This is a genomic window from Rhizobium lentis (genome assembly GCF_017352135.1).
In the GTDB taxonomy this organism is placed as follows: domain Bacteria; phylum Pseudomonadota; class Alphaproteobacteria; order Rhizobiales; family Rhizobiaceae; genus Rhizobium; species Rhizobium lentis.
Genome location: NZ_CP071454.1, coordinates 2791752 through 2816670, shown reverse-complemented (window position 1 = coordinate 2816670; position 24919 = coordinate 2791752). Strand labels below are relative to the sequence as shown.

General features: G+C 61.9%; 27 protein-coding genes. 14 read left to right on the top strand and 13 right to left on the bottom strand.

Annotated elements, in window-relative coordinates:
- Positions 1–53: 53 nt before the first annotated feature.
- Both J0663_RS13500 and J0663_RS13495 read right to left on the bottom strand, forming a co-directional pair.
- Complete coding sequence (locus J0663_RS13500; RefSeq protein ID WP_207240819.1) at positions 54–803, bottom strand: SURF1 family protein; 750 nt, start codon at positions 801–803, stop codon at positions 54–56.
- Complete coding sequence (locus tag J0663_RS13495; protein WP_207240818.1) at positions 796–1176, bottom strand: DUF983 domain-containing protein; 381 nt, start codon at positions 1174–1176, stop codon at positions 796–798. Before J0663_RS13495 ends, J0663_RS13500 begins: the two co-directional genes overlap by 8 nt.
- Before the next feature lie 216 nt (positions 1177–1392).
- On the opposite strand from J0663_RS13495, the gene J0663_RS13490 reads away from it, so the two are divergent.
- The 3 genes from J0663_RS13490 to J0663_RS31225 are packed head-to-tail and all read left to right on the top strand — an operon-like array spanning position 1393 to position 2537.
- The gene (locus tag J0663_RS13490) at positions 1393–2034 is read left to right on the top strand and encodes a chloramphenicol phosphotransferase CPT family protein (RefSeq protein WP_207240817.1); all 642 of its coding nucleotides are present in this window, start codon (positions 1393–1395) and stop codon (positions 2032–2034) included.
- A gap of 30 nt (positions 2035–2064) precedes the next feature.
- Positions 2065–2217: a hypothetical protein gene (locus J0663_RS31230; protein WP_246590283.1), complete on the top strand. Its 153-nt coding sequence runs from the start codon at positions 2065–2067 to the stop codon at positions 2215–2217.
- Positions 2202–2537: a GNAT family N-acetyltransferase gene (locus J0663_RS31225; protein WP_311043612.1), complete on the top strand. Its 336-nt coding sequence runs from the start codon at positions 2202–2204 to the stop codon at positions 2535–2537. The genes J0663_RS31230 and J0663_RS31225 overlap by 16 nt, the downstream gene beginning before the upstream one ends.
- Before the next feature lie 290 nt (positions 2538–2827).
- Here the strand turns inward: J0663_RS31225 and J0663_RS13480 are convergent, their stop codons facing one another.
- The 6 genes from J0663_RS13480 to coxB all read right to left on the bottom strand — a co-directional run bounded on the left by J0663_RS13480 (position 2828) and on the right by coxB (position 8134).
- Entirely contained in the window at positions 2828–3706 is an 879-nt protein-coding gene (locus tag J0663_RS13480) for a cytochrome c oxidase subunit 3 (RefSeq protein ID WP_207240816.1), read from the bottom strand.
- Positions 3707–3767: 61 nt separating this feature from the next.
- Entirely contained in the window at positions 3768–4376 is a 609-nt protein-coding gene (locus tag J0663_RS13475) for a cytochrome c oxidase assembly protein (protein WP_207240815.1), read from the bottom strand.
- Positions 4373–4513 carry a hypothetical protein gene (locus tag J0663_RS13470; RefSeq protein ID WP_004672998.1) on the bottom strand — a complete coding sequence of 47 codons (141 nt, stop codon included), beginning with the start codon at positions 4511–4513 and terminating at the stop codon, positions 4373–4375. Before J0663_RS13470 ends, J0663_RS13475 begins: the two co-directional genes overlap by 4 nt.
- Complete coding sequence (locus tag J0663_RS13465) at positions 4513–5463, bottom strand: heme o synthase (RefSeq protein WP_207240814.1); 951 nt, start codon at positions 5461–5463, stop codon at positions 4513–4515. Before J0663_RS13465 ends, J0663_RS13470 begins: the two co-directional genes overlap by 1 nt.
- Before the next feature lie 67 nt (positions 5464–5530).
- The gene (gene ctaD, locus J0663_RS13460) at positions 5531–7231 is read right to left on the bottom strand and encodes a cytochrome c oxidase subunit I (RefSeq protein ID WP_207240813.1); all 1701 of its coding nucleotides are present in this window, start codon (positions 7229–7231) and stop codon (positions 5531–5533) included.
- Positions 7232–7249: 18 nt separating this feature from the next.
- Positions 7250–8134: a cytochrome c oxidase subunit II gene (coxB, locus tag J0663_RS13455; RefSeq protein ID WP_207240812.1), complete on the bottom strand. Its 885-nt coding sequence runs from the start codon at positions 8132–8134 to the stop codon at positions 7250–7252.
- 315 nt (positions 8135–8449) lie between these two features.
- Between coxB and J0663_RS13450 the strand changes: the two genes are divergently transcribed.
- The 3 genes from J0663_RS13450 (at position 8450) to J0663_RS13440 (ending at position 11340) form a co-directional block, all read left to right on the top strand.
- Positions 8450–9112, top strand: a complete 663-nt coding sequence (locus J0663_RS13450) for an invasion associated locus B family protein (protein WP_207240811.1) — start codon at positions 8450–8452, stop codon at positions 9110–9112.
- A 306-nt stretch (positions 9113–9418) separates the two neighbouring features.
- Positions 9419–10834 (top strand): metalloprotease TldD, encoded by a 1416-nt coding sequence (gene tldD, locus J0663_RS13445; protein WP_207240810.1) that lies wholly within the window; start codon positions 9419–9421, stop codon positions 10832–10834.
- 14 nt (positions 10835–10848) lie between these two features.
- On the top strand, positions 10849–11340 hold the full coding sequence (locus J0663_RS13440; protein WP_207240809.1) for a GNAT family N-acetyltransferase: 492 nt from the start codon (positions 10849–10851) through the stop codon (positions 11338–11340).
- 45 nt (positions 11341–11385) lie between these two features.
- On the opposite strand, the gene J0663_RS13435 is transcribed toward J0663_RS13440, so the two are convergent.
- Entirely contained in the window at positions 11386–11883 is a 498-nt protein-coding gene (locus tag J0663_RS13435) for an NUDIX hydrolase (RefSeq protein WP_207240808.1), read from the bottom strand.
- A gap of 262 nt (positions 11884–12145) precedes the next feature.
- Between J0663_RS13435 and J0663_RS13430 the strand changes: the two genes are divergently transcribed.
- Both J0663_RS13430 and J0663_RS13425 read left to right on the top strand, forming a co-directional pair.
- Complete coding sequence (locus tag J0663_RS13430; RefSeq protein WP_207240807.1) at positions 12146–12787, top strand: DUF47 domain-containing protein; 642 nt, start codon at positions 12146–12148, stop codon at positions 12785–12787.
- The gene (locus tag J0663_RS13425) at positions 12787–13800 is read left to right on the top strand and encodes an inorganic phosphate transporter (RefSeq protein WP_207240806.1); all 1014 of its coding nucleotides are present in this window, start codon (positions 12787–12789) and stop codon (positions 13798–13800) included. Before J0663_RS13430 ends, J0663_RS13425 begins: the two co-directional genes overlap by 1 nt.
- 30 nt (positions 13801–13830) lie before the next feature.
- On the opposite strand, the gene J0663_RS13420 is transcribed toward J0663_RS13425, so the two are convergent.
- Positions 13831–14148, bottom strand: coding sequence for a pyrophosphohydrolase domain-containing protein (locus tag J0663_RS13420; protein ID WP_207240805.1), 318 nt, complete (start codon positions 14146–14148; stop codon positions 13831–13833).
- Positions 14149–14228: 80 nt separating this feature from the next.
- Complete coding sequence (locus J0663_RS13415; protein WP_207240804.1) at positions 14229–15509, bottom strand: D-alanyl-D-alanine carboxypeptidase family protein; 1281 nt, start codon at positions 15507–15509, stop codon at positions 14229–14231.
- 215 nt (positions 15510–15724) lie between these two features.
- Here J0663_RS13415 and J0663_RS13410 point away from each other — a divergent pair, with 215 nt between their 5' ends.
- Positions 15725–16762 carry a polysaccharide deacetylase family protein gene (locus J0663_RS13410; protein WP_207240803.1) on the top strand — a complete coding sequence of 346 codons (1038 nt, stop codon included), beginning with the start codon at positions 15725–15727 and terminating at the stop codon, positions 16760–16762.
- A gap of 4 nt (positions 16763–16766) precedes the next feature.
- Here the strand turns inward: J0663_RS13410 and pdxH are convergent, their stop codons facing one another.
- Positions 16767–17387, bottom strand: a complete 621-nt coding sequence (gene pdxH, locus J0663_RS13405; protein WP_207240802.1) for a pyridoxamine 5'-phosphate oxidase — start codon at positions 17385–17387, stop codon at positions 16767–16769.
- A 65-nt stretch (positions 17388–17452) separates the two neighbouring features.
- On the opposite strand from pdxH, the gene J0663_RS13400 reads away from it, so the two are divergent.
- The 4 genes from J0663_RS13400 (at position 17453) to J0663_RS13385 (ending at position 20998) form a co-directional block, all read left to right on the top strand.
- Positions 17453–17911, top strand: a complete 459-nt coding sequence (locus J0663_RS13400; protein ID WP_207240801.1) for an RT0821/Lpp0805 family surface protein — start codon at positions 17453–17455, stop codon at positions 17909–17911.
- Between the two features lie 343 nt (positions 17912–18254).
- Positions 18255–19448, top strand: coding sequence for a J domain-containing protein (locus J0663_RS13395; protein WP_207240800.1), 1194 nt, complete (start codon positions 18255–18257; stop codon positions 19446–19448).
- Between the two features lie 121 nt (positions 19449–19569).
- Entirely contained in the window at positions 19570–20388 is an 819-nt protein-coding gene (gene fabI / locus J0663_RS13390) for an enoyl-ACP reductase FabI (RefSeq protein WP_064800910.1), read from the top strand.
- Between the two features lie 19 nt (positions 20389–20407).
- Positions 20408–20998 carry a histidine phosphatase family protein gene (locus tag J0663_RS13385; RefSeq protein ID WP_207240799.1) on the top strand — a complete coding sequence of 197 codons (591 nt, stop codon included), beginning with the start codon at positions 20408–20410 and terminating at the stop codon, positions 20996–20998.
- A 159-nt stretch (positions 20999–21157) separates the two neighbouring features.
- Here J0663_RS13385 and J0663_RS13380 read toward each other — a convergent pair whose 3' ends face one another.
- Complete coding sequence (locus J0663_RS13380; protein ID WP_018449305.1) at positions 21158–21418, bottom strand: DUF1344 domain-containing protein; 261 nt, start codon at positions 21416–21418, stop codon at positions 21158–21160.
- Between the two features lie 239 nt (positions 21419–21657).
- On the opposite strand from J0663_RS13380, the gene J0663_RS13375 reads away from it, so the two are divergent.
- Complete coding sequence (locus tag J0663_RS13375; RefSeq protein WP_207240798.1) at positions 21658–24837, top strand: bifunctional diguanylate cyclase/phosphodiesterase; 3180 nt, start codon at positions 21658–21660, stop codon at positions 24835–24837.
- The last annotated feature ends 82 nt before the right edge of the window (positions 24838–24919 follow it).

Below are 24919 nucleotides of genomic sequence, written 5' to 3'. Positions count from 1 at the left end.
CCGCGTGGGAACAAGGGACCTCTAGCCCAATATGGCCGAGAATTGAAGCGATACTATTGCCGAGGCGCCTTGCGGAACCAGGAGATCGCCACCACGACAACCAGCACGGCGGCAAGCCCGTACCAAGTCAGGGCATATTGGAGATGGTCGTTCGGCAGGTCGATCTGGGTGACGCCGCCGATCGGCAGGCCGGCCGGATTGGGCGTCGAATCGGCGTCGACGAAAAACGGGACGACACGCGCCTTGGTGAGCCCGACGCTCTCGGCCATCACGTCGAGATCCTTCCAGTAGAAGACGTTTTTGGCGACGTCGTTGTCGGGCACCAGCCGGGAAGGTTTGCCGGCAAGCTTTGCCCGCGCGAGACCCGTGACGGTCTGCTGATCCGTCAGCTGGCCCTGCATGCGCATTTCCGGCTCCTTGTTCTCATAGGGAACGAAGCCGCGGTTGACGAAGAGGAAGCGCCCGTCGCCAAGCTCGAGCGGGGTATAGACGTAAAAGCCGGTCTGGCCGCGCCAGGTGGCGAAAAAGTGCCGCTCCTTGTTGTTGACGTAGCGGCCGGTGGCGGTGACCTTGCGGTATTCGATATCGCCGCCTGCAGCCGCCATCGCCTCGATGTCGGCGAGCGGCACGGGCGCGGCAAGCTGGCGCGCGGCGATATCGGCGAGCAGGCCTTGCTTCCAGTGCAGGCGCTGCAGCTGCCAGGTTCCGAGCGAGATCAGGATGGCAAGCGCAATCAGCACCAGAAGGCCGGTCGCCACGGGCAGCCGGCGGCGTGGCGCAGCGGCAGATCGGCTATCAGTCACTCAGGCGTCCTTCGCGGGCATTATGGCGGTATTGCATGGCGATCAGGATGCCTTTGAACCAGCGCAGCGTCAGGAGCGACAGGATGATCGTCAGCGGCCCGAAGATGAGGATATGCACCCAGATCGGCGGCCCGTAATTGACCTGCAGCCACAGCACCATGCCGATGATGATGAAACCGACGATGAGGATGACGAAGACGGCGGGACCGTCGCCGGAATCGGCAAAGGAATAATCGAGGCCGCAGGCGGCGCAGCGCGGCTTCAGGCCGAGCAGGCCATCGAACAGCTTGCCCTCACCGCAGCGCGGGCAGCAGCCCTTGATGCCTGTCTTCACCGGATCGACGGGGGGAAAATGAGCGCTGTCCTCGTTCATGTCATTCCTTCTCGGCATTCCATTCTGCCTTAACTCTCCCATAAAGTATTCGCATCCCGAATGGAAATGCCTGCGCGCTTTCGCCCGCTGTATAATTCCTTACATCGGAAGCGATGTGAGGAATTATACGGCAATTCAAAGTGTTACAGCGTCCTTGCGTGTCTGAAAAGACACGCGGTGCTGTCGTGATTCGCGCCAAACAGAAGAAGAAGACCGATGACCAATGACAGCCATGCCGGACAGATCATCATCCTGAACGGTGCGCCCCGAAGCGGCAAATCCAGCATTGCGCGCGCAATCCAGGACGAATTCGAGGGACCGTGGATCAACCTCGGCGTCGACAGCTACAATGCCATGACGCCGAACCGCTACCTGCCCGGCATCGGCCTGAGGCCGGGCGGCGAGCGGCCGGATCTCGAGGAACTGGTGCCGTTCCTTTACGCAGCGCTCTATGAATCGGTCGCCATCCATGCCGGATTGGGGCTCAATGTGGTCGCCGATCTCGGCCATCACGACAGTTACTCGCAGCCACTCGGCATTCTTGCCGATTGCGCCCGGCGGCTCGAGGGATATCCCGTGCTCTTCGTCGGCGTGCGCTGTCCGATCGAGACGATCATGCAGCGGCGGGAGATCAAGCAGGAGGGGCGCGAGACCCTTTATGCAAGAGCCACCGAAGAGGTGCCGGTTCCCGAACCGGTACGGCGCTGGCAGGATGAGGTGCATAGGCCCGGCATCTACGATATGGAGGTCGATACGTCGGTGCTGACCGCTCTCGAATGCGCCGAAGCGATCCACCACCAGCTCGATCTCGGCATTCCCACGCCCTCGGCCTTTGAACGGATTGCCGGCGGGCGGTGAGGTCTCTGGTGTCGCGGGGGGAGGATCACGATGGCCATCGAACTTCAGCAGGTCAAAGCAATCGAGGATTGGCAGGCCTATCACGCCATCAGGAGGCACGTCTTGTGGGAACTGCGCGGCCTCGACGGTTACGATGACCGGCATGCCGATGAACAAAACCGGCTCATATACCGCTTCTGCTGAGGAAAGATGGCCTCGCCGTCGGCACGGTCCGACTCGATCTGTCGAACGACAGGACGGGGGTGGTGCGGCTCGTCGCCATCAGGCGGGACTATCAGAGACAGGGGCTCGGACGGATTTTGATGTGTGAGGTCGAGAAACTGTCGGCAAAGCATGGCCTCTGCCGCCTGGAACTCCATGCCGCGCCGGATGCGGTCCCCTTCTATGAAAAGCTGGGGTGGGCCATGATCGATGCCGATAGAAGCGATCCGCTTATGGCGAAGGAGATTCAGTCCCCAGCTCATGATGCCGGATCAGGCGACGGTTGGAGGTCGCCTCTCTAAACTTTGCGGCGCCGTTCTCGATTCCGCGCTGCCTTGCTTGCGCCTCTTGCCAATCCTGCCCCTCAACCTCCGTCATGCTCGGCCTTGAGCAGCCTTGAGCCGAGCATCCATGCCCCGTACTCGACGTAGGATGTTCTTCGCTACCACCGACCAGCAAAGTGCTGGCGGCGTGGATGCTCGGGTCAAGCCCGAGCATGACGGAGTAGGAGGAAGCTCGCCAGGCAAAAGCGCAAAACCGCCAACAAAAAAGGCGGGCACCGGGCCCGCCTTTTGCATGCATATCAGCTCGATCAGCCGGCTGCGACCGCCGCGCCCCAGCTGCCCCAGACGTAGATGCAGAAGAACAGGAACAGCCAGACAACGTCGACGAAGTGCCAGTACCAGGCGGCCGCCTCGAAGCCGAAATGCTGCTTCGGTGTGAAGTCTCCGCGCAGAGCGCGCAGCAGGCAGACCAGAAGGAAGATCGTGCCGACGAGGACGTGGAAACCGTGGAAGCCGGTCGCCATGAAGAAGGTCGCGCCGTAGATCGAATTCTTGAAGTCGAACGGAGCATGGGCATATTCGTAGGCCTGCACGCAGGAGAAGAAAATACCGAGCAGCACCGTCAGCGTCAGGCCCTGGACGAGGCCCCTGCGGTCATTGTGCAACAGGGCGTGGTGCGCCCAGGTGACCGTCGTGCCCGAGAGCAGCAGGATAACGGTGTTGTAGATCGGCAGGTGCCAGGGGTCGAGAACCTCGATGCCCTTCGGCGGCCAGACGCCGCCGGTATAGGCGAGCCGCGAGGCCTGGATCGCCTCGTTCGGATAGAGGCTGGCGTCGAAATAGGCCCAGAACCAGGCGACGAAGAACATCACTTCCGAAGCGATGAACATGATCATGCCGTAGCGCAGGTGCAGCGAGACGACGCGGGTATGGGCGCCCTCATGGGCTTCCTTCACCGTATCGGCCCACCAGCCGTACATGACGTAAAGAACCAGCACGAGGCCGATATAGAAGAGCCAGGGATTGGCGAGTTCGGCGCCGGCAAACTTGAAGGAGCCGCCGTTCAGGTAGCGCATGTAGCAGACGCCGCCGATCGCCATGATGAAGGCGCCGAGCGAGGCGAGAATCGGCCACGGGCTCGGATCGATGATGTGATAGTCGTGATTCTTCTGATGAGCATCGGCCATGTAGCTATCCCCGGATGTCTTCCTTCACTCCGCTCCCGGCATAGCCGGAAACGAGCCTCGATCAAAGTTTCTTTTCAATCTTTACCGCTCCACCCTCATTCGAAGCGACAGGCTTCGGGCCCTCTTTCGGGTAGAACGTGTATGACAGCGTCACCGTATGGATATCCTTCGATTCCACCGCCTTGACGATATCAGGGTCGATATAGAACACGACCGGCATTTCCAGCTTCTCGCCCGGCTTCAGGTCCGTTTCGGTAAAACAGAAGCATTGCACCTTGTTGAAATAGACGCCTGCTTCGCCGGGCGTGACGTTAAACACCGCCTGGCCGCGCTGGGTCTCGTTCGACCGGTTCTCGGCGATAAACTTGACCTGGATGGTTTCGCCGATCCTCGGATTGACCTCGCGCTCGACCGGCTTGAAATTCCAAGTCAGGCCGGGGGCGACATTGGCGTCGAAGGTGACGCGCATCTTGCGGTCGAGGATGACGCTCGACGCCTGCTCGACGCGCTGCGTCGTGCCGTTATAGCCGGTCACCTGGCAGAAGATGCGATAGAGCGGCACGGCGGCGAAGCTCATCGCGCCCATGCCGAAGACGAAGCTCAGGCACATCATGACGACGGCGCCGTTGTTGCGGCCCGGCTTCCTGGGTGCGGCGGCCTTTTCGCTCATCCGGCCATTCCTCCGCCGATCTTCACGATCGTGATCGCGTAGAAGAGAACGACCAGGCCGGCCAGCACCAGCCCGAGGGCGATGTTGCGGTTGCGGCGCGATTTCATCTGCTTTTCGGTAAGCTTGACGAGATCCATCAGAACCAGCCTCCGGCTTGCGAGACGATGAACGAAGCCAGCCGATCGAACATCAAGGCGGAAAACACCGCGAAGAGATAGAAGATCGAGAAGGCGAAGAGCTTCTTTGCCGGGATCATCTTCAGGTCGCCGTCGGGTATGCGCCAGACGGCGATGGAACAGCTGATGAAGATCGCGCCGAGGACGGCGGCGGTAAGGCCGTAGCCGAAGCTCGCGAAACCGAGGAAGGACGGCAGGACCGCGCAGATGGCGGTCAGCACCGCATAGACGACGATCTGATGCTTTGTCACCCGCTCGCCGGAAACATTCGGCAGCATCGGCACGCCGACGGCCTCGTAATCACGCATCTTGAAAAGGGCAAGCGCCCAGAAATGCGCCGGCGTCCACAGGAAGATGATGAAGAAGAGAACGATGCTCTCGATCGTCACCGAATTCGTGACGCAGGCCCAGCCGATCATCGGCGGAAAGGCGCCGGCAGCGCCGCCGATGACGATGTTCTGCGGCGTCGAGCGCTTCAGCCACATCGTGTAGATGACGGCGTAAAAGAAGATTGTGAAGGCAAGGATGCCGGCCGACAGCCAGTTGACGGCAAGGCCGAGGATAACGACCGAAAAACAGGAAAGCACCAGGCCGAAGGCCAGCGCCTCGGAGGGGGCGATGCGGCCGGCCGGAATCGGGCGCTTGGCCGTGCGGCTCATGATCGCGTCGATATCGGCATCGTACCACATGTTGAGCGCGCCGGAGGCGCCGGCGCCGACGGCGATGCAGAGGATGGCGATAAGCCCGAGAACCGGATTGATGTGGCCCGGCGCCAGCACCAAGCCGGCAAAAGCGGTGAAGACCACGAGCGACATGACCCGTGGCTTCAGCAGTTCGAAGTAATCGCGCGCACTCGCTTCCGACAATTCGCCGTCCTCTGCAAGTACCTCGTGATTGTCGATGACCGTCATCATTCCGTCCTGAATGTCTCAATGTCAGGACGCCGTATGACATGCGGCGTCCTGATATCCGCGCGCCTTACTTGATGCGCGGCAGCTGTTCCCACTGGTGATAGGGCGGCGGCGAAGGCAGCTGCCATTCCAGCGTCGTCGCACCCTCGCCCCACGGATTGTCGCCGGCGACGCGCTTCTTGGCCAGGGCTTCGAAGACGCAGAGGAGGAAGACAAGCACGCCGAAGGCCGAGATATAGGAGCCGATGGAGGAGACGTAGTTCCAGCCGGCAAAGGCATCGGGATAGTCGATGTAGCGGCGCGGCATGCCGGCAAGGCCGAGGAAATGCTGCGGGAAGAACACCAGGTTGACGCCGATGAACATGATCCAGAAGTGCAGCTTGCCCAGAAACTCGCTGTACAGGTAGCCGGTCATCTTCGGGAACCAGTAGTACCAGCCGGCGAAGATCGCGAAGACGGCGCCGAGCGACAGAACGTAGTGGAAGTGAGCCACGACGTAATAGGTGTCATGCAGCGACCGGTCGAGACCGGCATTGGCAAGCTGGACGCCGGTGACGCCGCCGACCGTGAACAGGAAGATGAAGCCGATCGCCCAGAGCATCGGCGTGGTGAACGAGATCGAGCCGCCCCACATCGTCGCGATCCAGGAGAAGATCTTCACGCCCGTCGGAACGGCGATGACCATCGTGGCGAAGACGAAGTAGCGCTGCGCGTCGAGCGACAGGCCGACCGTGTACATGTGGTGCGCCCAGACGACGAAGCCGACAGCGCCGATCGCGACCATGGCATAGGCCATGCCGAGGTAACCGAAGATCGGCTTCCGGGAGAAGGTCGAAATGATGTGGCTGATCATGCCGAAGCCCGGCAGGATGAGGATGTAGACCTCGGGGTGACCGAAGAACCAGAACAGGTGCTGGTAGAGGATCGGGTCGCCGCCGCCTTCCGGAGAGAAGAAGGAGGTGCCGAAGTTGCGGTCGGTGAGCAGCATGGTGATGCCGCCTGCCAGAACCGGCAGCGACAGCAGCAGCAGGAAGGCGGTGATCAGCACCGACCAGGCAAAGAGCGGCATCTTGTGCAGCGTCATGCCGGGAGCGCGCATGTTGAGGATCGTGGTGATGAAGTTGATCGCACCGAGGATCGACGAGGCGCCGGCAATGTGGAGCGCGAAGATCGCGAGATCGACCGCCGCTCCCGGGGTGCCGCTCGTTGCCAGCGGCGGATACATCGTCCAGCCGCCGCCGGTGCCATAGGCGCCTGCCGGGCCTTCGACGAACATCGACAGCAAGAGCAGCGCAAAAGCCGGGACGATCAGCCAGAAGGAGATGTTGTTCAGGCGCGGGAAGGCCATGTCGGGAGCGCCGATCATGATCGGCACCATCCAGTTGGCGAAACCGCCGATCATCGCCGGCATGACCATGAAGAAGATCATGATCAGCGCGTGCGCCGTCGTGAACATGTTGAACATCTGCTTGGCGCCGTCGATGGCGGCATCGCCCTCGTAGCCGTAGACCATCGAGGCCAGACCGTGGAAGATCTGGATGCCCGGCTCCTGCAGCTCCATGCGCATGGCCACCGACAGCGCGCCGCCGATGATGCCGGCGATGATCGCGAAGATCAGATAGAGCGTGCCGATGTCCTTGTGGTTGGTCGAGAACAGCCAGCGATCGAAAAAGCTCGGCTTGTGCGCGTGATCATGACCGTGATCGTGATCATCATGCGCGTGGTCGTGACCATGAGAATGATCGTCGTGAGCGGAAGGTCCAGCCATTGTCCCGATCCCCTTTAATTACTGTGCTTCGGCAACGTCGAGGGTCTTTGCGGGACCATCGGTTGCGGCCATGAGTGTCTTGTAGGCGCCGGGCAGGTCGCTGGCGGCCGCGGTCAGCCACTGCTTGTACTTGTCCTCGGAGACGACGCGGATGGCGATCGGCATGTAAGCATGGTCCTTGCCGCAGAGCTCGGAACACTGGCCGTAAAACAGGCCTTCGCGCTCGGCCGTGAACCAGGTCTCGTTCAGGCGGCCCGGCACGGCGTCGATCTTGATGCCGAAGGACGGCATGGCGAAAGCGTGGATGACATCGGTCGGTGCCGCAGTCACGAGAACGCGCACCGTCTTGTTGACCGGAAGGACCAGCTCGTTGTCGACGGCGAGAAGCCTCGGATAGACCGACTTGTCTTCCTTGCCGGCAGCGGCGCGGTCCTGTTCCTTCAAGAGATAGGAATCGAAGGCGAGCGGCGTTTCGCCCGAGCCCTCGTATTCATAGTTCCACTGCCACTGCGTTGCGGTCGCCTTGATCGTCACGTCGGGGTTTTCGGGCAGCGTCAGCTGTGCCGTCAAAAGAGTGAAGGAGGGAATGGCGAGAAGGAGCAGCACCAGGACCGGCCCCACGGTCCAAGCAACCTCGATCATCGTGTTGTGGCTCGTCCTCGAGGGCACCGGATTGGCGCTGGCGCGGAACTTGACGCAGACGACGATAAGCAGGATCAGAACGAAGAGCGTGATCGGAACGATAAACAACAGGGTATATTGTTCGAACCAGTGGATTTCCCGCATGATCGGCGTCGCCGCCGGCTGCAGCGTCGCCTGCCACGGCATCGGCTGGTCGGCATATGTGCCGGAAGCAAAAAGCAGACAGACCAGCGCGGTCAGAGCTGCATAAGCCTTCTTCATCACCTTATTATCTCCCTCGAGCGCTTGACCTGCGAAACGAACGCAGAATCCTTGCCATCTTCAGCGCTTCAAACCACAGTTTGGCATTTGCCGCAACAGGCCAGAGCAATTGTCTATGCGGCATTTTTGCTTAAAGAGCGGGCAGGCTCGGACGGCAAAACATCCCAAGTTTTTCATCAGCATATGAAAAAACGGCTTTCCGGCCAATCCGGCAGCCGTACATTATTGAGCAAAGGTCCAATTTCTGCCGCAGTCCCCCGGTTTTCACGGGGTGGGGCTTTTCATTTCCGGTGGGCGGCTTCAACAATAGCCGCAATGATTCGATATCCAGAGGTTTCCATGGGTTTCCGTTCCCTCGCGCGGTCGCTTCTCGTGACTGCCAGCATCGCGGCCGCGGCGGCGACGCCCGTTTTCGCGCAGCAACCCACCCCTTCCCAGGCCAATCCGGCCGCGCCAGCACCGGCCGCCCCTGCCCCCGCCCCGCAGCAGCCGAACGCCGCCAGCCCGAAGGTCGAACCGGCGACGCCCGGCCAGACGCAGCCGCAGGCGCCGGGCACGGTGAAATCCAATCACGGCGCCTGGTCGGTCGTCTGCGACAAGCCGGCCGGCGCCTCGGCCGAACAATGCGCGCTGATGCAGAACGTCATCGCCGAGGACCGGCCGGAAGTCGGGCTTTCCGTCGTTGTCCTGAAGACGGCCGACCGCAAGTCGAAGATCCTGCGCGTGCTCGCCCCCCTCGGCGTGCTCCTGCCGAACGGCCTCGGCCTCAATGTGGACGGCAAGGACATCGGCCGCGCCTATTTCGTGCGCTGCTTCGCCGATGGCTGTTATGCCGAGGTCGTGCTCGAGGACGAGTTGCTCAAGACCTTCCGCAGCGGCGCCCAGGCAACCTTCATCGTCTTCCAGACGCCGGAAGAGGGCATCGGCATTCCCGTCGACCTCAAGGGTTTTGCCGAAGGTTTTGACGCGCTGCCGTGAGGGCTGGCGGCCTGCCGTGGCTCCGCCTCTCAGAGCGGCACATAGGTAAGTCGCGACGTCTAGACTCCCTCTTCTTCCCAGCGGGGAGAAGAAGTTTTGGCGCGCCCTCTCTGTCCCTCGATCGCTCTCGCAGGGCATGTCCTCATCGGCGCGAACCGGACAGCAGGGACTTAGGCCTGGATGACCCTCGCCATATTATGCTTCTCAACAATGAATAATTCGAAGACAGGGCTTCACTCCTTATAAGGTTGAGCCCTATCTAGGGAAGAAGCGCATTCCCGAACGCATGCCCATTGGAGCCCCATCATGACCACCGATCTCCTGACGCTTTTCGACGCCGACGAAGCCACGATGCGCGGCCTTGTCGCGAAGGCGCTCTCCGGCGCTGATGACGGCGAGCTGTTCATCGAGCATGCGCAAGCCGAGGCGCTGACCTTCGACAACGGCCGGCTGAAGGGCGGAAGCTTCAACACCGAACAGGGTTTTGGACTGCGGGCCGTTGCCGGCGAGGCGGTGGGTTACGCCCATGCCGGCGACCTCTCGGTGGCGGCGCTGAAGCGGGCGGCCGATGCCGTCGGCGCGGTGACGCGCGGCTATTCCGGCAGCTATGCCGCCGCGCCCCAGGGCACCAACAAGAAATTTTACGGCGACCAGAATCCGATCGGCCAGCCGAGCTTCGAGGAGAAGGTCAAGGTCCTGCAGGATATCGACGCTTATCTCCGGGGCAAGAACGACAAGGTGCGGCAGGTGACCGCTTCGGTGGCGGCGAGCTGGCAGGTCGTCGACATCCTGCGCGCCGACGGCCATCGCGTCCGCGACATCCGGCCGATGACGCGCATCAACATTTCCGTCGTGGTCGGCGAAGGCGAACGGCAGGAGAGCGGCTCCTACGGCAGCGGCGGGCGCATCGGCTTCGGCGATTTCATCGCCGAGGGCAGCTGGCAGTACGGCGCCGACGAGGCGTTGCGCCAGGCGCTCGTCAATCTGGAAGCGATCGATGCGCCGGCCGGCACGATGGACGTCGTTCTCGGCTCCGGCTGGCCGGGCGTGATGCTTCACGAGGCTGTGGGCCACGGGCTGGAAGGTGATTTCAACCGCAAGAAGACGTCTGCCTTTTCAGGCCTTCTCGGGCAGATCGTCGCCGCACCCGGGGTCACCGTCGTCGACGACGGCACGATCGACAACCGCCGCGGCTCGATTACCATCGACGACGAGGGCACGCCATCCGGCTACAACGTGCTGATCGAGAACGGCAAGCTCGTCGGCTATATGCAGGATCGGCAGAATGCCCGGCTGATGGGCATGGCGCCGACCGGCAACGGCCGCCGCCAGGGCTATGCCCATGTGCCGATGCCGCGGATGACCAATACCTATATGCTCGGTGGCGACAAGACGCCGGAAGAGATCATCGCCTCGGTGAAGAAAGGGATCTATGCCGTCTCCTTCGGCGGCGGCCAGGTCGACATCACCTCGGGCAAGTTCGTCTTCGGCTGCACCGAGGCTTATCTGATCGAAAACGGCAAGGTCGGCGCGCCGATCAAGGGCGCCATGCTGATCGGCAACGGCCCGGACGCGATGAAGCGGGTGTCGATGATCGGCAACGACATGAAGCTCGATACCGGCATCGGCAATTGCGGCAAGGCCGGCCAGTGGGTGCCGGTCGGCGTCGGCCAGCCGCATCTGCGCATGGATCAGGTGACGGTCGGCGGCACGCAGGCCTGAGGCGGGAGGATCGGATGGCGGACATCGAAATCAGACCCTTTGCCGCCGGCGACGCCGATGCGGTGCTGTCGGTGATCCTGCCGATCCAGCGCGAGGAATTCGGCATCGACATAACAGCCGATGCGCAGCCTGATCTCCGCGTCATCCCGGATTTCTACCAGTCCGGCAAAGGGCAGTTCTGGGTCGCCGTCAAGGACGGCGCCATCGTCGGCACGGTCGGGCTCAAGGACATCGGCAACAATCAGGCGGCGCTGCGCAAAATGTTCGTCTCAGCCGAGGTTCGCGGCCGCGAACATGGCGTGGCGGCGCTGCTCCTCGATCGCCTGATCGCCCACGCCAGGGATGCCGGCCTCACCGATATCTTCCTCGGCACGACGGACAAATTCGTCGCCGCCCATCGCTTCTACGAGAAGAACGGCTTCAGCGAGATCGCCAAGAGCGCCCTGCCCCGCTCCTTCCCGCTGATGGCGGTGGACAGCAAGTTCTACCGCTATAAGGTCGGGTGACGAAAGAGAACGGTGTCGTTCCCGAACCGTGCTCGGGTTTCGACATCACACTTTCGGTGGCTTCAGCACCGTTCTTTCAACCTTGCCCAATAGGCTTTTCAGTTCGGGCTCGCGAACGAACACAGCGGCTTCGAGCGGTGGCAGCCACTGGCTGCTTCGCTGCTTTTGTTCCGGAAAATTCTCATCGATTTCTCGGGCCTCCAGGAGATGGACCTGAACGATCGAGGGAACGCGTTCGCCGTCGGCGCGAGTCTTGATATAGGTATAGAAACCGAAGGGGCGCTTCTTGGCCTTACCTTTCACACCGGCTTCTTCCCAAGCCTCGCGTTCGGCAACTTGATGGGGTGCAAGCTTGGCGATAGGCCAGCCTTTGGGAACGATCCACCGGCCGCTTTCGCGCGACGTAATCAGCAGGACCTGCACTGCATTGTCACCGAATTTGCGGTAGCAAATCGCCGCAAACTGCTCGATCGCTTCTCCGCGAAACAGTTGCTCGGTGGCGCTTGCCAGCCGGCCGAGATAGGTCCTAGTTTGCTTCGGCATTTACGTCAGCCGCCGCGGGTCATTGGTGGCGCAAGCCATGTTGATATCCTGAGCGACAGATCAATCCGAAAAGAAAACCTGGGCTGTCGAAGCAATGAACCAAGGGTTCGGCGAACGACAAATGTTCCTTAACTATTCCCCTTTTTCAAGGCGCCATTGTCATAAATCTGTCATAAACCGAAATTTCCCCCTATCTCTTCAATGGGATAGGGTTTAGGACGACTCGTCATCGATAGCGCAGGCCATGGATCGCGAGGTGTTTATGCTTGGTTGGTTTCGAAAGTTGATGCCGCGCGAAGACCGGTTCTTTGTGCTCTTCGAACAGCATTCCACGACGATTGTCGACGCCGCACAGGCTTTGGACAGGTTGCTGTCGGGCATTCAGATCGAGGATCAATGCGAGACGATCGTGCGGTTGGAAGACCAGGCCGACAATATCACCCGCGAAGTGATGCAAGCCGTCCGGCGAAGCTTCATCACACCCTTCGATCGCGGTGACATCAAGGACCTCATCCAGTCCATGGACGATGCAATCGACATGATGCACAAAACCGTCAAGACCATCCGGCTCTTCGAGCAGACCAGCTTCGATCCGGGGATGCGGGAAATGGGCAAGACTGTCGTCGAGGCAGCCAATCTTGTTGCCGAAGCCATTCCGTTGCTTGATCGCATGAACGCCAATGCGCCGCGACTTTCGGCAATCGTCGAACAGGTCACGCGGGTGGAAGGGCGCTCCGACGAACTGCACGAGCAGGGGCTCAAGGATCTGTTTCGCAGACATGGCGCCAACAATCCGATGGCGTATCTGATCGGCAGTGAAATCTACGGCGAGCTGGAGAAGGTGGTCGACCGATTCGAGGATGTCGCCAACGAGATCAGCGGCATCGTGATCGAGAATGTCTGATGGATGCCGCCCTCGCTTTTCCGCTTCTCGTCGGCCTTATCGGCGTCGCGCTGCTCTTCGACTTCCTGAATGGCCTGCATGATGCGGCAAATTCGATTGCGACAATCGTATCGACGCGGGTTCTGAGGCCGCAATATGCGGTCTTCTGGGCGGCGTTCTTCAATTTCATCGCCTTCCTGTTCTTCGGGCTGCATGTGGCGGAGACGCTCGGCACCGGCATCATCGATCCGGCGATCGTCACGCCGCAGGTCATCTTCGCGGCTCTGATCGGCGCCATCGTCTGGAATGTCTTGACCTGGATATTCGGCATTCCCTCCAGTTCCTCCCACGCACTGGTCGGGGGCCTGGTCGGAGCGGGTCTTGCCAAAACCGGGTTGAGCTCGATCGTCTGGAGCGGCCTCCTCAAGACCGCTGGCGCAATCGTCATGTCGCCGATGATCGGCTTCCTTCTGGCGCTGTTTCTCATCCTGGCGGTGACCTGGACATTCATCCGGCAGACCCCGTTCGCTGTCGACCGATCGTTTCGCTTCCTGCAATTCGTATCGGCATCGCTCTATTCGCTCGGCCACGGCGGCAACGACGCCCAGAAGACGATGGGCATCATTGCGGTGCTGCTCTATTCGCAGGGCTATCTCGGCGGCAGCTTTCATGTGCCGCTCTGGGTCGTGATTTCCTGCCAGGCCGCGATGGCGCTCGGCACCTTGTTCGGCGGCTGGCGCATCGTCCACACGATGGGCTCGAAAATCACCAGGCTGAACCCGATGCAGGGCTTTTGCGCCGAAACGGGCGGCGCCCTCACGCTCTTCGGCGCCACATGGCTCGGCATCCCCGTTTCGACCACCCATACCATTACCGGCGCCATCATCGGCGTCGGCGCCGCGCGGCGTGTGTCAGCCGTCCGGTGGGGACTTGCCGGCAATATCGTGGTCGCATGGGTCGTCACGCTGCCGGCTGCAGCGATGATTTCGGCAGTCTCGTTCTGGCTCGCGAGCGTGTTGAACAAAATCTTCTAGCGTCAACATCATCCGCCAGATGGCGCAGCACTACCTGTCCGATGTCTGCGCCGGCTGGAACCGCCATTTCCGTTCGATCGCGGCGGCAAGGTCGATCTCGTTGCGGTGAGCAAACAGCAGGAGGTGACCGAGCAGGTCGGCAGTCTCGTCGGCCAGGTCGCGCCGCATGTCTTCAGGCGAGCGGCCCTTGGCACGGCCGCGACCGGTCAGCCGGTTCCATGCCTGGGTGAGTTCGCCCATTTCCTCCTGCAGCTTCAACAGGAACCAGTCGGCATCGCGCTCGATGCCGTTCTCAGCGACATGGGCAGAGGACGCGGCTTCGAACTGCTCGGCAAGACGGCACAACATCGACGTTCTCCTTTTGTTTACGGAGAAAACGATGATTCCCGTTGGTTGTCCAGAGAGCGTCGCCCGCCTGCCAGCTTTTATCAGCCGCGGTCCGGCAGCAGCATGCAGTCGTAGGAGCGCTGCTTCAGCGCATCGCAGGCCGAGAGGGCGGCGTCCCTGCTGGCGAAGCCGACGAAGCGGGCGCGGTAGATCCTGTTGGCGCCCTGCCCGACCGCCTCGGTATGGGGCGAGGCTGAAACCAGCGGCGCGCCACCTTCCGACTGCGCCTGGGCGAGAAGCGCCCGCGCCGCATCGGCGCTCGGCGCGGCCGAGATCTGGATCTGCCAGTCGCCATCGGCTTTCTCTGGCACCTTCGATGTCTTGCCGGCGTTCAGGATCTCGTCCATCGCGACGGGACGCTCCAGCGGCACGACGGCGTCATCAGCATAAGCCAGGCTCTTGGCGGCGAGATCATCGACCGGACGCGGTGCGTTCAGCGGCACCGGAACATCGGAAGCGGCGGAGGCAGAGGCGACCTCGACGGACTCTTTCGCGCCGACACTCGCTACCAGCCTGGCGCCGCCGGATGAGGAGGCGCGGCCGAGATAGCGGTCGAGCAGTGCCGCCATCTTGCTGTCGCGGCTGCGGGCGGAGCGGCCGCCGAGCACGACGCCGACGACGCGGCGGTTGCCGTCCCTGACGGCGCTGACGAGATTGAAACCCGAAGCGTTGGTATAACCCGTCTTGATGCCGTCCATGCCCTGGTAGCGGTACATGAGATTGTTGTGGCCGCGCACGGTCTTGCCACGGAAATTGAAGCTTGCCATCGAAAACAGGCGATATTCATTGGGATAATTCTTCATCAGCGCCACTCCGAGCGTCGACATGTCGCGCGCCGTCGTCACCTGGCGGCCGTCCGGCAGGCCGGAGGCATTGACGAAGACGGTGCGGCTCATGCCGAGCTGGCGGGCTTTGGCCGTCATCATCCGGGCAAAACCGGCCTCCGAGCCGCCGAGGGTCTCGCCGATCGCGGCAGCGGCGTCATTGGCGGATTTGACGATCATGCCATAAACCGCCTCGCGCACCGTGATCGTGCCGCCGGCCTTGACGCCGAGCTTGGTCGGCGGCCGCGCAGCAGCATATTTCGACATTTTGATCGGCGTATCCCAGGCGATCCTGCCGCGTTTCAGCGCCTCGAAGGTGAGATAGAGCGTCATCATCTTCGTCAGCGAGGCCGGATGGTTCAGCGTATCGGCGTTTTCGGACGCCAGGACCTTGCCTGTGCGGGCATCGAGGATCAGCGAGGCGCTGCCGGCAAGAGCCGCAAGCGGCGCCGAAACGACCAGCGTTACGGTCAAAACAGCCGCCAAAAGCTTTCTCATGGAGTTCCCCCTGATGCGCTGGCTCTCAATTGGCCGGCCATGTGTCGTAATGTAACAGAAGCCGTAAGTTTGGCGCGACTTTGCGGCAACGCCTAACATTTTTCTAGCATTTTCATCGTCTTGGTTAACAAAAAACGAAAGAAGCTGTGCGAAATCGGGATTCAGCAAGGCTTAAGCTGCGGTTGCTAGGTTGCAAAAGAGGGCACGGGCGGCGCATGACGGGGCAATTGAAGCGATTGGCAAAACGCGCGGCGATCGGTGCCGGGCTCGAGGCATCCTGGCTGATCGCCGCGGCCGGCCTGATGCGGCAGGCGCGCGGACGCGGGGTCATCTTCACGCTGCATCATGTCCGCCCGCAGCTGTCACAGGCCTTCGCGCCGAATGCGCATCTCGAAATCACTCCACAGTTTCTCGATGCGGCGCTGCGGCGGCTGACGCGCGACGGCTATCGCTTCGTGCCGCTCGACCAGCTGCCGGCGCTGCTGGCCGAGCCGGAGGGCGGCAGGCCGTTTGCTGCCTTTACGCTCGACGACGGCTACACCAACAATATGGAACATGCACTGCCGGTGTTCGAGCGGCATCGGGTGCCCTTCACGGTGTTCGTCACCAAGGGTTTTGCCGAAGGCTCCCACAGCATCTGGTGGGAAACGCTCGCCGTCCTGTTGCGCCAGGCAAAAGAGATCCGCTTCGATTTCGGCCGCGGTGCCGAGCGGCTGGCGCTTGCCGGCCCACAGCAGCAGTGGGCTGCCTTCGACCGCTTCGCAGCCTTTATCCATCGCTTCGACGAGGCGCACGCCGTCGCCGCCGTGGATAGGCTGGCCCGGGAAAACGGCATCGAACCGACCGATATCGTGCGCGACCTGGTGATGGGGCCGGCGCAATTGCAATGGCTCGCCCGACGCCCGCTCGCAACGCTCGGCGCCCATACGATCAGCCACCGCGCCCTCGCCCGCCTGCCGGAGGCCGAAGCGCGGATCGAGATGGAAGTCTCGGCCGATTACGTCGAGGCAGTGTCCGGCATCCGCCCCGCTGCGATCGCCTATCCCTACGGCACGCCGGAGGCCGCGACCGTCCGCGAGGCGGCGATTGCCGGCCGGCTGGGTTTTTCGGTGGCGGTCACCACGCAGCCGGGACTGCCGGCGGCGGGGGAAGCGAGCTATCTCCCGCGCATGTCGCTGAACGGCTTCTACCAGAAGCGGCGCTACGTCTCGGCGCTTGCCTCCGGCATTCCGCTGAAGCTGATGGGCCGCTAGCACCTCACGGATACATCCGCACCTTTTCCCACGCGCCGACCGGCGACGGGCGACGGAATTCGATGCGGTCATGCAGGCGGAATTTCTGATCTTTCCAGAATTCGATCGAGGTCGGGCGGATGCGGAAGCCGGACCAGTAGGCCGGGCGGGGAATATCGCCGAGGGCGTAACGGGCGGTATATTCGGCCACTGCCTTCTCAAGCGCGAAACGGCTTTCGAGCGGGCGGGACTGCCGGGAAGCCCAGGCGCCGATGCGGCTGCCGCGCGCCCGCGTCTGGAAATAAGCGTCGGCCTCGGCGTCGCTCACGATCTCCACAGGTCCGCGCAGCCGCACCTGGCGGCGCAGGCTTTTCCAGTGGAAACACATGGCGGCTTTCCTCTGCCCCAGGATTTCCTGACCTTTCCGGCTCTCGAAATTGGTGTAGAAGACGAAACCGTCATCGTCGAATCCCTTCAGGAGAACCATGCGGACATTGGGAAGACCATCCTCATCGACCGTTGCCAGCGCCACGGCATTCGGATCGTTCGGTTCGGAGGCCTCCGCTTCCTTCAGCCATTCGGCAAAGAGCTTGAAGGGCTCGCCACTTTCGGTAAAGTCACCGCTTGTTAACTCGTTTGCCGACATATTGGTTCAAATGCCCCGGATTATTCAAAACTCGCCCAGCTTTTGATAACTGGACAGGACGCAGGGTGGAAGTCATAGCAAAGTCATATCGCCATACAAAGGGCCTGCGGCAACGCTGCAGCGCCTTCGTGGTCGTCGGCGCCGCAATGCTGTCGCTCTCCGGCTGCCTTGCCGGCGGCATGGATTTCCTGAGCGAAGCCAAGGTCGACCGGTCGGTGGCCACCGGCACCGTGCCGCAGACGCCGCCGAGCACCGACACGCTTTCGGATGAGATGACCGTGCGCAACGCCGTGACTTCGGCCGATGTGCACAAGCTCGAAGGCCAGCCGCTTCCCTGGGCGAATGCATCGACCGGCAGCGCCGGCGTCATCGATACGATCGTCGAAAACAACGAATCGGGCCAGGTCTGCCGGCAGTTCCGCACGACGCGCCATTCCTATGTCGGGATCGCCAAATTTTACGGCAAGACCTGCCTCGTCGGCGGCGGCAACTGGCAACTTTTGAGCTTCCAGCCGGAAAGCTAATCCGGCGGGAAAGTCGATCCGGCGGGATGTTACCCCGGCGAGAGACCGATCGGCCGAGACATTTGATTTGCCAGAACCGATTCGGCGCGCCGACAGGTTAACGGCGCGCGCCTTTCCCCGGAATGCTTAGCAAAGAGCTAACCATTCGCGGCGAAACACTCCCCATCCCCCCACAGAAATAAGAAGTGATTAGCAAACTCGGCCGCAGTATCGGCGTTGAGAGTGGCGCTCCCTGCCTTTGCGGCCGGTGGCGCCACAGATGTTGATATTGGACTTCGATTGTGGGCGGGGATGCCGGGGCAAGGACAGGCGCGCTCCGCATCGCAACACCGGCGGTTTTGACATGCGCGATCCTTACAAAATTCTGGGCGTCAAGCGTGACGCGGCGGCAGACGAGATCAAGGCGGCCTGGCGCAACATGGCCAAAGCAGCCCATCCCGACCATAATCAGGACGACCCGACGGCGACGGCCCGGTTCGCCGAGATCGGCCGCGCCTATGAAACGCTGAGAGACCCGCGTAAACGCAGCCAGTTCGACAATGCCGTGCGGATGGCGGAAGCCAAGAAGCAGGAACAGACGATCATGCAGCAGCGCCAGGCTGCGCGCGAGGCTGCGGCCCGCGCCAAGGCGGCGCAGGCCAATGCCGAGCGGGTGATGGAAGAGCTAGCGCGCGCCGCTCAGAAAGCCTCGGCCGAGAGCCCAAAACAGCAGGCCGCTGCGGGCGAAGGCGCCGAGGAGATGGTGGAACGCATTTTCGGCGCACAGGCGCGCGCTGCAGCGGGCGGTCAGGCGCAGGGCCGCGCGCAGCAGGCCCAGAATTATCAGACACAGAATCAGCAGACGCAGAATCAGCAGACACAGGGCCAGGCACAGGCCGAAGCGGGCAAGCGCGTCGATGGCGACGGCGACGAAGCCGATGAGGAAGCCGGGGAGACGTCCAATAATGCCGGCGCCAATCTGTCGCTGCCGCTCAGCATCCTGACATCGCTGGTGCGCCGTTTCACCGGCGCCAGGGATACCGGCCTCGAAAAGGCGCCTGACGAGGTGACGACGGCGACGGTCACGATCGATGATGTGCTGAAGGGCAGCTGGATCACCGCGTCGCTGCCGGAGGGCCGCGAAATCGGCTTCGCACTGCCGGCGGGCACGACGGATGGTCACGAGATCCGGCTCAAGGGCCAGGGCTTCAAGCTGCCGGGCATGCAACGCGGCGATGCCGTCGTCAATATCCGCATCGCTCCCGATTCGCGCTTCACGGTCGACGGTTTCGACCTGCACGCCGTGCTGCCGCTCAGCATCGAAAATGCCGTGCTCGGCACCGAGGCCCAGATCGACGGCCCGGCCGGCCCATTGACCGTCACCGTCCCCGCATGGTCGGGCTCGGACAAGACGATCCGGATTGCCGGCCAGGGATTGCCGCGCGAAGACGGCAGCAGAGGCGATCTCGTCGTCGAATTGCGCATTCTCCTGTGGGAAAAACCCGACGACAAGATCACCGATCTCATGCGCAGCATGCGCGAAGGCCTGTTCCTGTGAAATTTTTATGACAATCGCACCCTTTGTTACGATCCCTAACAGTTGATGATCCAGGCCAAGCTTGAACCGATTAACGGCCTATGCCATAGGCAGGATCGATCAGAATCCTAGGGAGCGAAATATGGCTCAAGCATCCGGCCTCATGGCAGGCAAACGCGGCGTCATCATGGGTGTCGCCAACAATCGTTCGATTGCGTGGGGTATTGCCAAGGCCATTCATGCACAGGGCGGAGAAGTTGCGCTCACCTATCAGGGCGATGCGTTGAAGAAGCGTGTCGAGCCGCTCGCCGCCGAAATCGACGCGACGCTGGTCGGCCACTGCGACGTTGCCGACGAATCCACCATCGATGCGGTTTTCGAAAATGTCGAAAAGCTCTGGGGCAAGATCGATTTCCTCGTGCATGCGATCGGCTTCTCCGACAAGGACGAGCTGACCGGCCGCTACATCGATACCTCGCCCGACAATTTCACCAAGACGATGCAGATTTCCGTCTATTCCTTCACCTCGGTCGCACGCCGCGCCGAGAAGCTGATGACGGATGGCGGCTCGATGCTGACGCTGACCTATTACGGCGCCGAGAAGGTGATGCCGAACTATAATGTCATGGGTGTCGCCAAGGCCGCGCTCGAGGCGAGCGTCAAATATCTCGCTGTCGACCTCGGACCGCAGAACATCCGCGTCAACGCCGTTTCGGCCGGACCGATCAAGACGCTCGCCGCCTCGGGCATCGGCGATTTCCGCTACATTCTGAAGTGGAACGAATATAACGCCCCGCTGCGGCGCACGGTCACCATCGAGGAAGTCGGCGATGTCGGCCTCTATCTCTTGTCCGACCTGTCACGCTCGGTCACCGGCGAAGTGCACCATGCCGACAGCGGTTATCATGTGATCGGCATGAAAGCGGTCGACGCGCCTGATATTTCGGTCGTCAAGGACTAAGCCTGCCGGAGTCGAGACCGTGCTTATCTACGTGATCAGACACGGTCAGACCGACTGGAATGCCGAGCGCCGCCTGCAGGGCCAGAAAGACGTGCCGATGAACGCCATCGGCCTGGAACAGGCCCGGCAGAACGGCCTGGCGCTTCGCGATATTCTCGGCAAAACGGTCGGCGACTTCGATTTCGTCGCAAGCCCGCTCGGGCGCACGCGCGCGACCATGGAAATCATGCGTGCCGCCATGGGCCTGCCCCCGCTTGCCTATCGCACCGATCCGAGGCTGGTGGAGATTTCCTTCGGAGACTGGGAGGGCTCGACGCTCAAGGAACTGAGGGCGACGCAGGCCGAGCGGGTGGCCGAACGCAATGCCTCGAAATGGGATTTCATTCCACCCGGTGACGATGCGGAAAGCTACGAAATCCTCTCCTGGCGCACCGGCGCATGGCTGCGCTCGGTCGAGCGTCCAACCGTCTGCGTCACCCATGGCGGCGTCATCCGCACGCTGTTCCAGGCGATTTCAGACCTGCCGAAGAGCACTGCCGCCGAAGGCGGAATCCCGCAGGACCGGATCGTCAGGATCGACACCAGCGAGCGGACGATCGTTTGGCTGTAGGCATCGCAGGGCGCCTGCCCTCAGTGTTTGGTCGGATTGGGATGTGAGCGAGTTGTTCGGCCCGGGAAGATCGCCGATATGAGCCCCTCATCCGGCTGCCGCGTCAGGGTGAGGGCAGCCATTGGCGCCGACCTCACACGATCAATCTCCCGAAACCGCCTACTTAACAATATCGAGATCGTTGATGACGCGCTTGCCGTCGACCTCGGTATAGAAGACGATGACCTTCACCCCGGCTTCGAGGCCGTCGAAATTGAATTCCTCAGGCGCCTGATAGGTCTTGCCGTCGTCGAGCGTCAGCACGAGATTTGTTGTGTCGACCTTCTTGATCGTCGCCTCGACATCGGCGCTCTCGGCAAAACCGCTCATCGGCGACAGGAAACTTGCTGTGGCCAAAAGCGTGGCGACGACGAAACGCATGGCGACAATCCTTTTGAAACGCTGCACGAAAACACTGGCCACAGATAAGCTCCTGAATATGGCGAAAATTGCCCATAAGAATGGCTTTTCCCGCCCAATTGATGAATAGGATTTTAAATATAACCAAGACGCCGCGTTAACCACGCCTTCCCCGCCTGCCGGAACTTTTAGCATCGAGAACAGGCAATCGTAAATTAACCCCCGCCTCCTAAAGTTGCCCCGAATATGGGGGTCTCATTTTGTTATCCTGGCTCGGCGACAGCAAGCAGTTGCGGCACGTATTGAAGAATAGCCGCGTCTCGTTTCTGGTTTCATCATTTGTCGCCCTTGTCGTCATCATGGTCGGCTTCGCGCTCGACCGGGCCAATACTGCCGCGCATGTGCGCGAACTTCATATCCGCACCGAAAGCGATATGAACCTGTTGCGCGCCAGGGTGAAGGCCGAGATCGACATGGACCTCAGCATGGTCCAAGATCTTGCGAACCTCACCTCAATCAGCAATGCCGCAAGTCGGGAGGAGATGGAGCGCCAGATCAACTGGCTGCTGATCCAGAATCCGGCTTTCATCCATATCGCCGTCGCACCCGGTTTCATCGTCGGCGACGTCTATCCGCCCGGCCCCGGAAGCGAGCGGATCGGTCGCGACGTGCGCGAGGAGCTCTTTTCGCGCCAGGCGATGACGCGTGCGGCCGGCGACCAGCTGGCACGCTTCTATGGGCCGATCACGACCAACGGTCGCGATGCCTTTGCCATTTTCTTTCCGGTCTTCGTCAGAGAGAACGGCCACCGGCGCCTCTGGGGCGCAGTGGAGGTCGCGATCGACCGGAAGATGTTTTACGAGGCGACCGGGCTGACGCCTTCGCGCGACAGCGAAAACCAGGAGCGTTATCCTAATCTCGACCATCTTTCGATCGCCGTTCGGGATATCGGTCCGACGGCCGGCAAGACCGATGCTGCGGCCCCGTTCTTTGGTTCGGCCGGCATTGACGACAAGGATCCGATCCGCCGCCAGATCAGTTTTGCCGGCGGCAAATGGGAGCTTTCCGCTGTCCCGAAGGACAGCTGGAGTGCAGTACCAGAAAATCGAACGGAGCTGCTGCTGATCGTCGTTGCCGCCGGCTGCATCATCGTCGTCCCGATCTTCTTTGCGACGCTGCTGCTTGGCGAACGCAACCGCAACATTGCCGAGCTGGAGACGCGCGAAGCGAAACTGATGGAGCTGTCGCAGCGGCTGAACCTTGCGCTCGAATCCTCCAATATCGGCATCTGGGAGCTGCAGGATCATTCGAACAGTCTGCTTTGGGACGCACGCGCCGCCGCCCTGCACGGCAAGCCCGCGGAGGAAGGAAGCCGGCCCCTCGACGAATGGCTGGCGGCGATCCTGCCGGCGGATCGTGACATCGCCGAGGTGCATTTCTTCAGCTGCAGCATCGCCGGCGCCACCTGCACGGCGCAGTATCGTATCCTGCTTGGCAACGGCGGCATCCGGCATCTGCGCTCGGTCGGCGCCCTCTACAGGGATGCCGGCGGCGCCGGCAGGACGATCGGCATCGTCTGGGACGTAACTGCCGATGCCGAGGTCACCGACGCGCTGCGCAAGGCCAGAGATGTGAGCGAGGTCAAGAATGCCGAGCTGGAGCTGGCGCTCGAAGAGCTTTCAAGCCGCGAGGGCGAGCTCGCCGAGCTGTCGAGCCGGCTTGACCTTGCGCTCAACTCCTATCAGTGCGGCATATGGGAGGCGCAGCCCGACCGCGGCGGCTCGATCTGGAACGAGCGGATGCACGAGCTCTACGGTCTTCAACCGCGCAATGCCTTTATGACCGAGGAGACATGGCTTTCCCGCATCCACCCGGACGATCGCGGTCTGGCGCTCGAAAGCGCGCGCCACCTCAAGCGCAGCGGCGATACGCACACCCTCGTCTGCCGCGTGATCGTCGACGACGGCTCGGTGCGTTATGTGCGCTCGGTCGGCAAGGTCCATCAGACGGCGTCCGGCGAATTGAAGATCATGGGCATTGCCTTCGACGCCACCGAGGACATGCTGATGACGATCCGGCTGAAGGCGGCCAAGGACGAGGCGGTCGCCAAGAATATCGAGCTCGAACTCGCCAAGGACAGGATCGAGCACAATTCGCTGCACGATCCGCTGACGGCGCTCGCCAATCGACGCAAGCTCGACATCGCGCTCGAGAGGCTGAGCCATGACGGGCGCCGGCAGCGGCAGAAATTCTCGATCCTGCACATCGACCTCGATCGCTTCAAGGACATCAACGATACGCTCGGCCATGCCGCCGGCGATGCGATGCTGGTGCATGCCTCGAAGGTGCTCGCCAGGAATGTCCGCGGCAGCGATCTCGTCGCCCGCATCGGCGGCGACGAATTCGTCATCCTCGCCGTCGACGTCGACGACAAGGAGATGGCGGAACTTGCGACGCGGATCATCGAGGAGATGCGCCAGCCGATCGATTTCCAGGGCTTTTCCTGCCGCTGCGGCGTGTCGATCGGCATCGCGCTCGCCAACGGCATCCATGTCGATGCGCGCAAGGTGCTGATCAACGCCGATATCGCGCTCTATCGTGCAAAGAGCACGGGCCGCAATCGGTTCGAATTCTTCAACCATGATCTCCAGGCCCATATCATCAACACCAAACGCACGGCCGACGAGATCTTCGCCGGCATCGACAATGGCGAATTCACCGCCTGGTACCAGCCGCAATTCTCGGCCCGGACGATGGAACTGACCGGCGTGGAGGCGCTGGTGCGCTGGAAGCACCCCTCCAAGGGGTGGCTCGCGCCCGACAAGTTCCTGCGCATCGCCGAGGAGATCAATGTCGTGCAGACGCTCGACCGGATCGTGCTGGAAACGGCGCTGCGCGACAGGCTGCGCTTGGTGGCGCTCGGCATTGCCCTTCCCAAGGTCTCGGTCAATGTTTCGGCCCGGCGGCTGCATGACGGCAGCCTCCTGGACTCGCTCGCCGACCTCAATATCCGCCCCGGCGAACTCTCCTTCGAACTGGTGGAGTCGATCTTCCTCGACGAGAGCGAGGATGTCGTCTCGCACAATCTCGAACGCATCAAGGCGCTCGGCATCGATATCGAGATCGACGATTTCGGCACCGGCCATACCTCGATCGTCAGCCTCTTGAAGCTGAAGCCGAAGCGGCTGAAGATCGACCGCCAGCTCGTGCAGCCGATCATCGGCGCTTCGCAGGAACGTGCCTTGGTTCGCTCGATCATCGACATTGCCCGCTCGCTCGGCGTCGAGACGGTGGCCGAAGGGGTGGAGACGGCAGCGCATGCCGCCTTGCTGCGCGATCTCGGCTGCGACATCCTGCAGGGCTACGCCTTCTCGCCGGCGCTCTCCTTCGACGATTTCGCCGCCGAAGCGGCCGGAACCGGATGGCGGCTGGCGTCGTGAGGGCGATCCCCTGGCAAAAGGGGGAACAGGATTTCGGCCGCTGCCGCTTTGACGCAAGAAAAGGCTTTTGCCTCGGCGGTTT